This is a genomic window from Gordonia sp. NPDC003376 (genome assembly GCF_053589235.1).
Window position 1 is genome coordinate 48556 of sequence record NZ_JBSFRM010000023.1, and the last position, 13149, is coordinate 61704.

Annotated in this window: 12 protein-coding genes; 6 read left to right on the forward strand and 6 right to left on the reverse strand. The window is 67.2% G+C overall.

Translation table 11 applies throughout. The annotated features are described in order from the left end of the window. Window positions 1-158 precede the first annotated feature (158 nt). Window positions 159-1298 (reverse strand): NAD(P)H-dependent flavin oxidoreductase, encoded by a 1140-nt coding sequence (locus tag ACWDUA_RS19980; RefSeq protein WP_449752775.1) that lies wholly within the window; start codon window positions 1296-1298, stop codon window positions 159-161. A gap of 21 nt (window positions 1299-1319) precedes the next feature. Then, window positions 1320-2966: an acyl-CoA synthetase gene (locus tag ACWDUA_RS19985; RefSeq protein WP_449752746.1), complete on the reverse strand. Its 1647-nt coding sequence runs from the start codon at window positions 2964-2966 to the stop codon at window positions 1320-1322. 80 nt (window positions 2967-3046) lie between these two features. Between ACWDUA_RS19985 and ACWDUA_RS19990 the strand changes: the two genes are divergently transcribed. Beyond that, window positions 3047-3868 carry a crotonase/enoyl-CoA hydratase family protein gene (locus ACWDUA_RS19990; protein WP_449752747.1) on the forward strand — a complete coding sequence of 274 codons (822 nt, stop codon included), beginning with the start codon at window positions 3047-3049 and terminating at the stop codon, window positions 3866-3868. 92 nt (window positions 3869-3960) lie between these two features. Here the strand turns inward: ACWDUA_RS19990 and ACWDUA_RS19995 are convergent, their stop codons facing one another. Then, window positions 3961-4998: an LLM class F420-dependent oxidoreductase gene (locus ACWDUA_RS19995; RefSeq protein ID WP_449752748.1), complete on the reverse strand. Its 1038-nt coding sequence runs from the start codon at window positions 4996-4998 to the stop codon at window positions 3961-3963. A gap of 75 nt (window positions 4999-5073) precedes the next feature. On the opposite strand from ACWDUA_RS19995, the gene ACWDUA_RS20000 reads away from it, so the two are divergent. The 3 genes from ACWDUA_RS20000 to ACWDUA_RS20010 are packed head-to-tail and all read left to right on the forward strand — an operon-like array spanning window position 5074 to window position 8369. Then, complete coding sequence (locus tag ACWDUA_RS20000) at window positions 5074-6108, forward strand: Zn-ribbon domain-containing OB-fold protein (RefSeq protein ID WP_449752749.1); 1035 nt, start codon at window positions 5074-5076, stop codon at window positions 6106-6108. A 33-nt stretch (window positions 6109-6141) separates the two neighbouring features. Next, window positions 6142-7191, forward strand: coding sequence for a thiolase domain-containing protein (locus tag ACWDUA_RS20005; protein ID WP_449752750.1), 1050 nt, complete (start codon window positions 6142-6144; stop codon window positions 7189-7191). Further along, entirely contained in the window at window positions 7191-8369 is a 1179-nt protein-coding gene (locus ACWDUA_RS20010) for a thiolase domain-containing protein (protein ID WP_449752751.1), read from the forward strand. The genes ACWDUA_RS20005 and ACWDUA_RS20010 overlap by 1 nt, the downstream gene beginning before the upstream one ends. 33 nt (window positions 8370-8402) lie before the next feature. On the opposite strand, the gene ACWDUA_RS20015 is transcribed toward ACWDUA_RS20010, so the two are convergent. The 3 genes from ACWDUA_RS20015 to ACWDUA_RS20025 all read right to left on the reverse strand — a co-directional run bounded on the left by ACWDUA_RS20015 (window position 8403) and on the right by ACWDUA_RS20025 (window position 10908). Continuing rightward, complete coding sequence (locus ACWDUA_RS20015) at window positions 8403-8942, reverse strand: carboxymuconolactone decarboxylase family protein (RefSeq protein ID WP_449752752.1); 540 nt, start codon at window positions 8940-8942, stop codon at window positions 8403-8405. A 230-nt stretch (window positions 8943-9172) separates the two neighbouring features. Continuing rightward, the gene (locus ACWDUA_RS20020; RefSeq protein ID WP_449752753.1) at window positions 9173-9625 is read right to left on the reverse strand and encodes a nuclear transport factor 2 family protein; all 453 of its coding nucleotides are present in this window, start codon (window positions 9623-9625) and stop codon (window positions 9173-9175) included. Further along, the gene (locus tag ACWDUA_RS20025) at window positions 9622-10908 is read right to left on the reverse strand and encodes a cytochrome P450 (protein ID WP_449752754.1); all 1287 of its coding nucleotides are present in this window, start codon (window positions 10906-10908) and stop codon (window positions 9622-9624) included. Before ACWDUA_RS20025 ends, ACWDUA_RS20020 begins: the two co-directional genes overlap by 4 nt. A 284-nt stretch (window positions 10909-11192) precedes the next feature. On the opposite strand from ACWDUA_RS20025, the gene ACWDUA_RS20030 reads away from it, so the two are divergent. After that, window positions 11193-12356: a steroid 3-ketoacyl-CoA thiolase gene (locus ACWDUA_RS20030; RefSeq protein ID WP_449752755.1), complete on the forward strand. Its 1164-nt coding sequence runs from the start codon at window positions 11193-11195 to the stop codon at window positions 12354-12356. A 1-nt stretch (window position 12357) separates the two neighbouring features. Beyond that, the gene (locus ACWDUA_RS20035) at window positions 12358-12843 is read left to right on the forward strand and encodes a nitroreductase family deazaflavin-dependent oxidoreductase (RefSeq protein ID WP_449752756.1); all 486 of its coding nucleotides are present in this window, start codon (window positions 12358-12360) and stop codon (window positions 12841-12843) included. Window positions 12844-13149 lie beyond the last annotated feature (306 nt).

Consider the following 13149-nt stretch of genomic DNA (forward strand, 5'->3'; position numbering starts at 1 on the left):
GAGCGAAGCGAGGACCCGAGTCGAAATCCCCGCACCGTAGGCCGGGCGGCAACCACCCCCGACGCGGTCACCCCACTGCCACTCGCTGAGCGAGCATCATGCTCTCGCGCATTCGAGGCCGAGCAGCCCACCAGAGACTTCGATGGGGCACCCCCGGTTCACGCTTCCAGCGTCTTCCCCATTCGCGCGGTCGCTTCCTCGTACTCGCTGACCATGTCGGCGATCAGCTCGGCGACCGGTGTGATCGCCGTGCAGCGTCCGACGATCTGCCCGGCGGGCATGGCGACGACGCCCGGGTCGTCAGACGCCGAGATCCGGGCATGCGCCTCCGACACCAGGATGTTCTGTAGCGGCATCGGCAGCGGTTCGGGCGCGCCGTCGGCGTCCCAGGCGTCTGTCCAACGGGTCTTGAGCAGTCGCGCAGGCTTTCCGGAGTAGATCCGACGCCGTACGGTGTCCCGTGACGACGCGGCGAGCAGCGCCTGCTGCACCGTCGACGGCCCCTCATGCCCTTCGGGCACACCCAGCTGGTACTCCGCAGCGGTCAGCCAGTACGTACCCATCCAGACCCCTTGGGCGCCCAGGGCGATCGCGGCCGCCATCTGCCGCCCACTGCCCACTCCGCCGGCGGCGAGGACGGGTGCGGTGTCGCCGACAGCGTCGACGAGTTCGGGCCACAACACCATGGAGGTCACCTCGCCGGTGTGTCCGCCGCCTTCATAGCCCTGGGCGATGACGATGTCCACACCGGCCTCCACATGGTGCAGCGCATGGTCTTTCGCGCCTGCGAGGGCAGCAACCGCGACGCCGTGCTGGTGCGACGTGGCGATCACGTCCGACGGCGGCGACCCCAGCGCATTGGCGATCAGCGTGATCTGGCCGTACTTGTCGGCGTGGGCCATGGCGACGTCGACATGCGAGCGGGCCACCGAGTGCAGCCACCCGAGCACACCGGCGTTGACACGCTCGCCGTCGGGCAGCGGCGGCACACCGAGGTCGTCGAGCACTCGTTCGACGAAGGCCTTGTGCTCCGGCGGGATCATCGCGGCGAGATCGACCTGTGTTCCCTCGGTGGGGATCTTGGCCGGCATCACCACGTCGACCCCGAAGGGCTTGCCGTCGGTGTTCTGGTGCATCCACTCGAGTACCTCGTCGAGCTCGTCGGGGTCGTTGAACCGCACGCATCCGAGGACGCCCAGTCCCCCGGCACGACTGAGCGCTGCCGCGACGTGCTGGCTGGGGGTGAATCCGAAGATCGGGTACTCGATGCCGAACCGTTCGGTCAGATCGGTGTGGATTCGCGCTGCTGCCATGGTGTTTCAGGACCTTCCGGAGATGACTTGCTGGACTTCGTCGGCCGCGCGGGACTCGGTGACGGACTTCCCCCACCGGTAGTCCGGCTTTCCGGCCGGTGAACGCTTGATGGAGGCGACGAACCAGATGCTGCGCGGGCACTTGTACCCGGCGATCGCGGTGCGCGCCACCTCGTTCAGGCTCGACAGGCTCGGCCGGGCACCGTCGCGCCCGGCGATGACCGCCGCCACCCGTTGCCCGTAGCGCTCGTCGGGAACACCGACGACGACGGTGTCGAAGACGTCGGGATGGGCCTTGAGTGCGGCCTCGACCTCCTCCGGGAACACCTTCTCACCACCGGTGTTGATCGACTGGGAACCGCGGCCGAGCATGGTGATCGAGCCGTCGGCCTCCACCGTCGCGAAGTCGCCCGGGAGGGCGTAGCGGATCCCGTCGAACTCCTTGAAGGTCGTGGCTGTCTTCTCCGGATCGTTGTGATAGCGCAGCGGGATGTGGCCCGAGCGGGCGAGGACGCCGACCTCACCGCTGCCCGGTTCCACCCGGGTCCCGTCCTCCCGTAGCACCACCGCGGCCTTGTCTGCGGTCACGCGGGGTGCGCCGACATGCGAGGTGCCCTTCTGCGCGGCCGACATCCCGCTGAATCCCGTCTCCGACGATCCGATCGCATCGAAGATCAGCAGATTCGGCAGCAGCTCGAGGTACTGGTCCTTGACGCTGGCGGAGAACAGTGCCGCCGACGACGCGAGTGAGAGCATGCTCGACGTGTCGTACGGTCGCCCCTCGGGGTGACCCTGTTCGAGTGCTTCCACCATCGGCCGCGCCATCGCGTCGCCGGTGATCATGACGACGTTGACCTTGTGCTTCTCGACGATCGACCACGCCTGGTGGCCACCGAACTCCGGGTAGATGACCGTCTTGCCGCCGGCGAACAGTTCCTGGAACACCGCCCACTGCGAACCGCCGTGGATGAATGGCGGGATCGGAAAGCGCACCAGCTGACCGCTTTTCGCCCCGTCGCGGGCCTGCTGCCACTCGTCGGTGACACGCTCGCCGGTGTAGAAGTTGATGCCGCCGCCGAGGACGCGCCAGACGTCCTCCTGACGCCAGACCACGCCTTTGGGGCGCCCGGTGGTGCCGCCGGTGTAGAGCATGTAGATGTCGTCGTCGGAGCGTGGCCCGAAGTCGCGCACGCTCGAGCGTGTCGCCACGATGTCGTCGTACCGCACCGCACCGTCGGGTACTGGCACATCGGTGCCGTCGTCGATCACGATGAGGTGGGCGAGATCCGGGCAGTTCGGTAACACGTTCACGACGCGATCGCCGTACTGCCGTTCGTGGATGAGTACTCTCATCTGCGAGTCGCCGACGATGTGCTCGAGTTCGGCCTCGACGTAGCGGTAGTTGACGTTGACCATCGCCGCGCGCGCCTTGAAGATCGCGATCATCGCGATCACGCATTCGATGGTGTTCCTGCTGTACAGACCTACCCGATCCCCCGGTTCGACGCCGAGCTCCAGGAGCTCGTGAGTGAGCGCGTTCGCCTGCCGTTCGACGTCCGCATAGGTCACCGACTGCCCCTCGGTCTCGAGCGCGATCCGGTCGGGAACCAGGTCGACGGCATGCTCGATCAGGTCGGCGATGTGAAATGCCATGACCCAAAACTAGAACGTGTTACTGTTTGGGACAAGGGTTTGTCCGAATTCGCTCAACTTCACCCACGGGGGTCCGCGAGATGACCACGACGTCCGACGCCGAATCCGCCACCGACCACGCTCCACACTGCCTGATCGAGAAGCGCGATCACGTCCTGATCGTCACGATGAACCGACCGCAGGCCCGCAATGCGTTGTCATCGGAGATGATGGCGATCATGACCGAGGCCTGGGACCGGGTCGACTCCGATCCCGACATCCGGGTGGCCGTCCTGACCGGTGCCGGCGGCGCATTCTGTGCCGGTATGGACCTGAAGGCCATGTCGCGCAACGCACCCGGCGACACGGTCGAACAGGGCACCTGGGATCCGGCGTCGTTGCCCGCACTGCTCAAGGGTCGCCGCCTCACCAAGCCGCTGATCGCCGCGGTCGAGGGGCCGGCGATCGCCGGCGGCACCGAGATCCTGCAGGGCACCGACATCCGCGTGGCCGGCGAGAGTGCGAAGTTCGGTGTGTCCGAAGCGAAGTGGGGCTTGTTCCCACTCGGCGGCAGTGCGGTGCGCCTGGTGCGGCAGATCCCCTACACCGTCGCCTGCGACATCCTGCTCACCGGCCGGCACATCAGCGCCGCGGAGGCCAAGGAATACGGCCTGATCGGGCATGTGGTGCCCGACGGCTCGGCACTCGACAAGGCCCTCGAACTCGCCGGCACCATCGCGGCCAACGGCCCCCTCGCGGTGCAGGCGATCCTGCGGACCATCCGCGAGACCGAGGGCATGCACGAGCTCGACGCTTTCCGGATCGAGGCGCCGATCGGCATCAAGGTGTTCCAGTCGAAGGACGCCAAGGTGGGGCCCACGGCGTTCACAACCAAGCAGAAGCCGGTCTTCACCGGCGAGTGAACGCCGGTCGCACACAGACCCTCCACTTTTCGGCAGACCCTCCGACCTGAGGTCGGGGGGTCTGCGCAAGTGTGGAGGGTCTGGCCCGGATGTCAGACGAGCGCAGCCAGCTGCTCGATGGTGGCGACCTCGCGCGCGGTGACCATCAGCATGCCGACACCCGCGGCCTCCCACTGCTTGATCTGGGCGCGTACCTCCTCGGCCGTCCCGACGAGCATGGTCTCTCGCACCATCTCGTCGGGGACCGCGGCGATGGCCTCGGCCTTCTTCCCGGCGAGGAACAGCCGGCCGATCTCGGCCACCTCGTCGCCGTATCCCATCCGCGTGTACAGCTCGGCGTGGAAGTTCCTGCCCGCGGCGCCCATCCCACCCACATACAGCGCCGTCGACGGCCGGTACCGGTCGATCGCCGCAGCGACGTCGTCGGTGATCACCACCTGCGCACCCGCGGCCACCTCGAAGTCGTCGCGCCTGCGACGCGCACCCCGCCGGGCGAAGCCCTCGGCCAGCCACTGCTCGTACCGGTCGGCGAGCGAGAGACTGTAGAAGATGGCGAGCCAGCCGTCGGCGATCTCGGCGGTCTGGGCCACATTCTTCGGTCCTTCGGCACCGAGCCAGATCGGGATGTCGGCCCGCAACGGATGGGTGATCGGCTTGAGCGACTTGCCGAGCCCGGTGGAACCGGGCGCGTCGGCGGGGTACGGCAGCCGATAGTGCGGCCCGGAGCTCACCACGGGTGCCTGCCGGGCGAGCACCTGCCGCACGATGTCGACGTACTCCCGGGTCCTCGCGAGCGGTTTGGTGAAGGGTTGCCCGTACCAGCCCTCCACAACCTGCGGACCCGACACCCCGAGTCCGATGATGTGCCGACCGCCGGAGAGGTGGTCGAGGGTCAGCGCATGCATGGCCAGCGCGGCCGGTGGGCGGGCGGAGATCTGGGCGACGGCGGTGCCGAGCCGTACGCGCTCGGTCGCGGCCCCCCACCACGCCAGCGGGGTGTAGGCATCCGAGCCCCAGGATTCGGCGGTGAACACCGCGTCGAACCTGCTCAGCTCGGCCGCAGCCACCAGAGCGGGAGCCTCTGCGATCGGGTCCGCCCCCCAATAGCCCAGTTGCAGTGCAAGTTTCACTACGCCTCGTCTCTCTCGCGGAATGGCCGTGACATGCGCCTTGTCATCAATACTAGAACGTGTTCTACTCGAAGAGTGAGCATCAGCACAACGAGCGCCGACCGGGGGGCGTCGAGCCCGGTCGCCACGGTGCCGGAACCCGAGACCACCGTCCTCACCGCCCCACTGACCAGCACCTTCGGGTACACGCGATCCCTGGGACCGGTCCTGAGTCAGTTCGCCCTGGGCCTGCGCGACGGCCGGATCGTCGGCTCCCGCGGTTCGGACGGCACGGTCGCGGTGCCACCGGTGGAGTTCGACCCGACGACGGGTTCACTGTCCACCGAGCTGGTCGACGTCGCCGCCACCGGAACCGTCACCACCTGGTCATGGAATCCCGAACCCGTTGCGGCACAACCCCTCGACACCGCCTTCGCGTGGGCGCTGATCCGCCTCGACGGCGCCGACACCGCACTGTTGCACGTGGTGTCGGTGGACGGCCCGGAGCAGATGGGCACCGGGATGCGGGTGCATGCGGTGTGGCGGGCGGCGCGGACCGGACGGATCGACGACATCGCCTACTTCGCCACCGGCGACGCCCCGGTTGCCGCCGCACCCAACGAGATCGAGCATCCCGACGGCGAGCACGTCATCATCACCACACCGATCACCACCTCGATCGTGCACTCGGCCACCGCCGAGGAGTCCTGGTATCTCGAAGGCCTCCGCAACGGCAAGCTGTACGGATCGCGGATCGGCACCGGCGTGGACGCCGGCCGGGTGTACTTCCCGCCGCGCCAGGTCAGTCCGTCCGACGGCGCCGTCGCGGTGGAGCGGGTGGAACTGCCCGACACCGGTATCGTCACCACCTTCTGCATCGTCAACGTGCCCTTCCAGGGCCAACGCATCACCCCCCCGTACGTCGCGGCGTATGTGCTGCTCGACGGCTCAGACATCCCCTTCCTGCATCTGATCCTCGACTGCCCCGCCGACGAGGTCCGCATGGGTATGCGGGTGCAGGCCGTGTGGGCCCCCGAGGAGGAACGCGAACTGTCGATGGGCAGTATCAGCCACTTTCGGCCCACCGGCGAACCCGACGCCGATTACGAGACATTCCACGAATTCCTCTGACCGCGAACCACTCTCACTGATCAAGGAGTACCCGTGACCCTTCCCAGGATCGCGATCGTCGGGTTCGCACACAGCCCGAACGTCGCCGGGACACACGGCACCACCAACGGTGTCGAGATGCTCATCCCGTGTTTTTCCAAGCTCTACGCCGAACTCGGCATCACCCGCACCGACATCGAGTTCTGGTGCAGTGGTTCGTCGGACTACCTTGCCGGACGCGCGTTCTCGTTCATCTCCGCCATCGACTCGATCGGCGCCATGCCGCCGATCAACGAGTCCCACGTCGAGATGGACGGCGCCTGGGCGCTGTACGAGGCGTGGGTCAAGATCGCCACCGGTGAGGTCGATCTGGCGTTGGCCTACGGCTTCGGCAAGGCCACCGCCGGCAACTCCGATCTCACCCTGACCCTGCAGACCGATCCGTACACGGTGGCACCGCTGTGGCCGAGCGCCACCTCCCTCGCCGCACTGCAGGCGCGGGCCGGTATCGAGTCCGGCGCCTGGACCGAGGCCGACATGGCGGCGGTCGCCGCGCGCGCGAGCGGGGGTTCGGTGGACGAGCTGCTGACCGCCGCGCCGATCGCCGATCCCCTTCGGCCGCACGACATCGCGCCGTACACCGACGCTGCCGCCGCGGTGATCATCGCCAGTGAACGGCGGGCCAGGGAGCTCGTCGCCAATCCGGCCTACATCACCGGGTGGGATCATCGGATCGACTCACCGAACTTCGGTGCGCGGGACCTGACGGTGTCGCCGTCGACGGTGCTCGCCGGAGACGCCGCCTTCGGTGGCCGGAGCCGTGCGGTCGACGTCGCCGAGATCGCCGCACCGTTCACCCATCAGGAACTGATCGTGCGGACGGCCCTGAACCTGCCGGACTCCGTGCGGATCAATCCGTCCGGCGGCCTCCTGGCGGGTAACTCGCTGTTCTCGGCGGGACTGCAGCGCATCGGGTATGCCGCACACGAGATCCTGCACGGCGACGCAGCCACCGCCGTCGCCCACGCCACGAGCGGACCGCTCTTGCAGCAGAACATGGTGGTCACGCTCGGCGACCGAGCACACCTGGGGGACGAGAACTGATGGCACACCACAATCGCGCGGCGGTGCTGGGCACCGGACAGACCACCTACGTCGCCAAGCGTCACGATGTCACGATGGCCGGGATGTGCCGGGAGGCCATCGACGCCGCCCTCGCCGACGCCCGGGTGGACATCGACGAGATCGACGCGATCGTGATCGGCAAGGCCCCGGATCTGTTCGAGGGCACCATGATGCCGGAACTGGCGATGGCCGAGGCGATCGGCGCGGTGGGCAAACGGATGATCCGTGTGCACACTGCTGGGTCGGTGGGCGGGTCCACCGCCAATGTCGCGGCATCACTGGTCTTCGCCGGCGTGCACCGTCGGGTACTGGCGGTGTCGTGGGAGAAGCAGTCGGAGTCCAATGCCATGTGGGCGCTGTCGCTTCCGGTGCCGTTCACCAAGCCGGTCGGTGCGGGTGCGGGCGGCTTCTTCGCCCCGCACGTGCGGGCCTACATCCGCCGCTCCGGTGCACCCGCACACATCGGTGCGATCGTCGCCGCCAAGGACCGCCGCAACGGCGCCCTCAATCCCCTTGCGCACCTACATCAACCGGACAAGACGGTCGAGGACGTGCTGGCCTCACAGATGCTGTGGGACCCGATCCGCTACGACGAGACCTGCCCGTCGTCGGATGGCGCGTGCGCGGTGGTGATCGGCGACGAGGCGGTCGCCGACGCCGCCCTCGCCGACGGCGAGAAGGTCGCCTGGATCCATGCGACCGCAATGCGCACCGAACCGTTGGCCTTCGCCCATCGCAATGTGGTGAACCCGCAGGCCGGTCGCGACGCCGCGGCCGCGCTGTGGAAGGCCGGTGGCATCGACAACCCGATCGAGGAGATCGACGCCGCCGAGATCTACGTGCCGTTCTCGTGGTTCGAGCCGATGTGGCTGGAGAATCTGGGATTCGCCCCGGAGGGTGAGGGCTGGAAGCTCACCGAGGCGGGTGAGACCGAGATCGGCGGACGCATCCCGTTCAATGCCTCCGGCGGTGTGCTCTCGTCCAATCCGATCGGCGCGTCGGGCATGATCCGCTTCGCCGAGGCCGCCATCCAGGTCATGGGCAAAGCAGGAGCCCATCAGGTGCGCGACGTCCGCAAGGCCGTCGGCCACGCATACGGCGGTGGCTCCCAGTACTTCTCGATGTGGCTGCTCGGGGTGGACAAGCCCCAGAGTTGATGTTCGGGAATCGGGCTCGGCGATCACCCCCGGTCACTCCGGCACCGCGCACGCCGCACCGTCGGAGATCCCGGTGGGCCGCACGCCGAGTGCCTGATTGAGCCGGGCACGCTGGTTCTCCCAGGCCACCGTGGTCGCGAGTTCGGCGACCTGCGCCCGGCTCAGTCGCGCCAGCAGCTTCTCCCGCAGTTCCGCGAGCGTCTCCGACGACGCCGGTGTACTCGTCATGGCCTCGGCGAACGCGATCACGAGTTTCTGCAGTTCGGTGAAGGCATCGCTGTCCCGATAGACCGGCAGGTCGCGGATCTGCTGCGCTGTGACACCCGAGTGGCCGGCGATGGCCGAGCCGATGTCGAGGCAGAACTCGCAGTTCACCAGTCCTGCGGCCTTGAGCTCGGCGAGATCCTTGAGGGTCGGGTCGAGCTTGTTGCTCAGCAGGACGGCGGTCTCGTACACACCGACGGCAGCGAGCATCTGGGGTCGGCGCCTCAACCAGGAGAACAGGTCTCCACGGTGACGTTTGGCCGAGCCGAGGGCCGCGGCGTTGATCCGTATGCGTTCGAGTGACCTCATTGTCCACACCTTCCAGATCCGGGGCCGGACTCGCGCGGCGGACGGGGCCCCGCACCGCAATCGCCGTGTATCCACCCTGACGCGAACCCTGCGGTGTGACAAGGCCATGGCCGCACGTCACAGTGTGCGGGTCGTCACCGTTCGGCGGACACGACAAGGACGAGGGCCGAACTCACAAAGGCGCCAACACCTTTGTGAGTTCAGCCCTCGTCCTGGCTGCTGCAGCGTCCTCAGGCCTTGCGGACCGAGTTGATGGTCTTCTCCACCTCCCAGAAGGCGCGCAGTGCGCTCAGCTTGCCGTCGGCGTCGGCTCGGTAGGTGAACACCCCTCGTGCCTCGGAGATGTGCCCGGCGATATGGGTCACGATCGTTCCGATATAGGCCACCTCGTTGCCGCAGATGATCTCCTCGTCGAAGACGAACTCGATCTTCTCCGTGGTGCCGATCGACAGATCCCAGAACTCCGAGATCCGTTGTTTACCTGTGAATCCCACTCCTTCTGCGTCGAACATCGACGGCCCGACCGGATCCTCGACGGTGGCGTCGTCGGCGAAGTTGTCGATCCACGCCTGCTTGGCCCGGGCCTCGACCGCCTCCCGCGATCGACGCCCGGCGAGCACCGCCGGATGGTTGACCCGGTCGATGTTCAGGTACGCCGGGGTATCACTGCTGGTGGTGGTCATCGCGGCCCGTAATCCACCCGCAGTTCCTTGACCCCGTTGATCCAGCCGTGACGCAGCCGGCGCGGCGGCTCGAGCCGGGTGATGTCGGGGACGATGTCGGCGAGCGCGTTGAACATCAGGTTGATCTCCATCCGTGCGAGGTTGGCCCCGACGCAGAAGTGGGCACCGTTGCCACCGAATCCCACGTGCGGGTTGGGATCTCGCATGATGTCGAAGGTGTACGGGTTCTCGAACACCTCGTCGTCGTAGTTCGCCGAACCGTAGAACAGGCCCACGCGCTGACCTTCGGCGATGTCGACACCACCGACCTGGGTGTCTCGCTTCGCGGTGCGCTGGAAGGCGTTGACCGGGGTGGCCCAGCGGACGATCTCGTCGACCGCGGTGGCCGGGCGCTCACGCTTGTACAGATCCCAGGCGTCGGGGTGCTCGAGGAATGCGTTCATTCCGTGCGTGATCGCATTACGGGTGGTCTCGTTGCCGGCCACCGTGAGCAGGATGAAGAAGAAGCCGAACTCGGCCTCGTCGAGCGACTGGCCGTCGATGTCGGCGTTGACGAGGACCGAGACGATGTCGTCGACCGGATTCTGCCTGCGGGACTCGGCCATGGTGTAGCCGTAGCCGAGGATCTCCGCCGAGGCCATCTGCGGATCCTCGGTGAAGTCCGGGTCGTCGTAGTTCATCATGCTGTTCGACCAGTCGAACAGCTTGGTACGGTCCACCTCCGGCACACCGAGCAGGTCGGCGATCGCCAGTAGCGGCAGGTCGACGGCGACGTCGTGGACGAAGTCGCCGGACCCCTCGTCCAGCGCACGCTGCACGATGGTGCGTGCCGCCGAGTCGAGCTTCTCCTCGAGGGCCTGCACGGCACGCGGGGTGAACGCCTTGGAGACGAGCTTGCGCAACCGGGTGTGCTCCGGCGGATCGTGATTGATCAGCAGGGCCTTGGTCAGGTCCAGCTGCTCCTTGGTCATGTCGTCGTCGAACCGCATGATCACGCCGTTGGGAGCCGTGGCCCAATCGGCGTTGTTCTTCGAGATCTCGCGGATGTGCGCATGCCTGGAGATCACCCAATAGCCGCCGTCGTGGAAGCCACCACCCTTGCCGGGGCGCTGCGCGTTCCACCAGACCGGCGCCGTCCGACGCAGCTGCGCGAACTCCCGGACCGGGATCCCCTTCTCCAACAGCTCGGGGTTGGTGAAGTCCCACCCCTCCTGCTTTGTGAAATCGAGCCCCTCCTCGGCGTCGGCGGACGACACCCCCCGGGGCACGTTGACCGTACTCACCACTGATCACACCACCTGTCGCTACCGTCATTGAGATGAGAAGCGCGTTCGGTCTCATCTGTGACCTACGGTACACACCGACAATGTCCATTGACGAGAACTCGTTCTAGGTTTTTCTGGACGTCCGCCCCAGTTCGGGGGCCGTTCTTCGAGCTGGTCGACCGTCCCACTGAGCCCGAATGACGATGAGAACCTGTTCTCGTTTTTCCACGTCCATCCTGGACGAAAACAAGAACTTGTTCTAATTTGGCAGGAGATACTCAGACCTCGGAGAGGACACGGATATGGGCGTACCGGTGATCGTCGACGCCGTACGGACACCGATCGGCAAGCGTGCCGGTTGGCTGTCCGGACTGCACGCGGAAGAGCTGCTCGGGCTCACCCAGCGCGGGCTGCTCGAGCGGGCCGGGATCGACCCGAACCTCGTGGAGCAGGCGATCGGCGGCTGCGTCACCCAGGCCGGATCGCAGGCGGGAAATGTGACCCGCAAGGCCTGGCTGTCATCGGGGCTGCCCGAACAGACCGGGGCCACCACCATCGACTGCCAGTGCGGCTCGGCCCAGCAGGCCAATCATCTGATCGCCGGCCTGATCGCCACCGACACCATCGACGTCGGCGTCGCCTGTGGCGTCGAGACGATGAGCACAGTGCCGCTCGGCGCCAACGTCGGCACCGGCGCCGGCCCGTACCACGCCGACTCGTGGAATGTGGATCTGCCGAATCAGTTCGAGGCAGCCGAACGGATCGCCCGTCGGCGCGGCATCACCCGTGACGACATCGACGAACTCGGCGTGCGCAGCCAACAACGCGCCAAGCAGGCATGGGACGAGCGGCGTTTCGACCGTGAGATCCTCGCGGTCAAGGCGCCTGAACGCACCAAGGTGGGTGAGTTCACCGGCACCGTCCTCGACGTCACCCGCGATCAGGGGCTGCGCGAGACCACCCGTGAGTCGCTCGCCGCGCTCAAGCCGGTGATCGAGGGCGGCATCCACACGGCCGGGACGTCGTCGCAGATCTCCGACGGCGCGGCCGCGGTCCTGCTGATGGACGAGGCCAGGGCCCGGGCGCTCGGCCTCACCCCGCGGGCCCGGATCCGCGCGCAGGCGCTGGTCGGTGCGGAACCTCGGTTCCACCTCGACGGCCCGGTACAGGCCACCGAGCGCGTCTTGTCGAAGGCAGGTATGGCACTGTCGGACATCGACCTGGTGGAGATCAACGAGGCATTCGCGTCAGTGGTGCTCAGCTGGGCACGGGTGCACGACGCCGACATGGACAAGGTGAACGTCAACGGCGGCGCCATTGCGCTCGGACATCCCGTCGGCAGCACCGGTGCCCGACTGATCACGACCGCACTGCATGAACTCGAGCGCACCGGCGGACAGACCGCGCTGATCACCATGTGCGCCGGCGGCGCCATGGCCACCGGAACCATCATCGAGCGGATCTGAGGTGGCCGGGCTCCCCAAAGACCGGCCAGGGCAGCTCGATTCACCCGTCGTCCAGAAGGTGATCAAGGTGGGATCGCGCCTCAACACCGCTATCTACCGCGCCAGCCGCGGGCGAATCGGCAGCACGTGGCGGGTGGGCTCGGCGTTCAGCAAACCAGCACCGGTGTGTCTGCTGACCACCATCGGCCGCAAGTCGGGCAAACCCCGCACGGCTCCACTGCTCTACCTGCGACGCGGCGACGATTTCATCGTCGTCGCGTCGCAGGGCGGCCTTGCCCACAATCCGGCGTGGTACCTGAACCTGCAGACCACCCCGGAGGTGGTCATCGAGGTGGGCCGCGATCGCCACGACCTCGTCGCGCGTACCGCCGACGACGCCGAACGCGCCGAACTGTGGCCGAAACTCGTCGAGATGTACGCCGACTTCGAGAACTACGAGTCCTGGACCGACCGAACCATCCCGGTGGTGATCTGCTCACCGCGCTGACGGTCGTGACGGTCGACCCCACTTCCACCAGGGCGTGCCACCCAGACACCACGTATCAATTGCCGGTCGAGCCGACCGGGAGCACGCGTCGACCCGGGCTCCTCCGTCGCGACATTCGACCCACGCACCAATTGCCGCTCGAGCCGACCCCGCTTCCACCAGGACGTCCCACCCGAACACCACGCACCGATTGCCGGTCGAGCCGACGAGGAGCGCAGCGACAAGTCGTGTCGAGACCTCCGCCGGCCGACCTCTGATCCCGACCACCTCGGAGATGAGCTCGGCGGTCGGGACCCGCGCCCGACG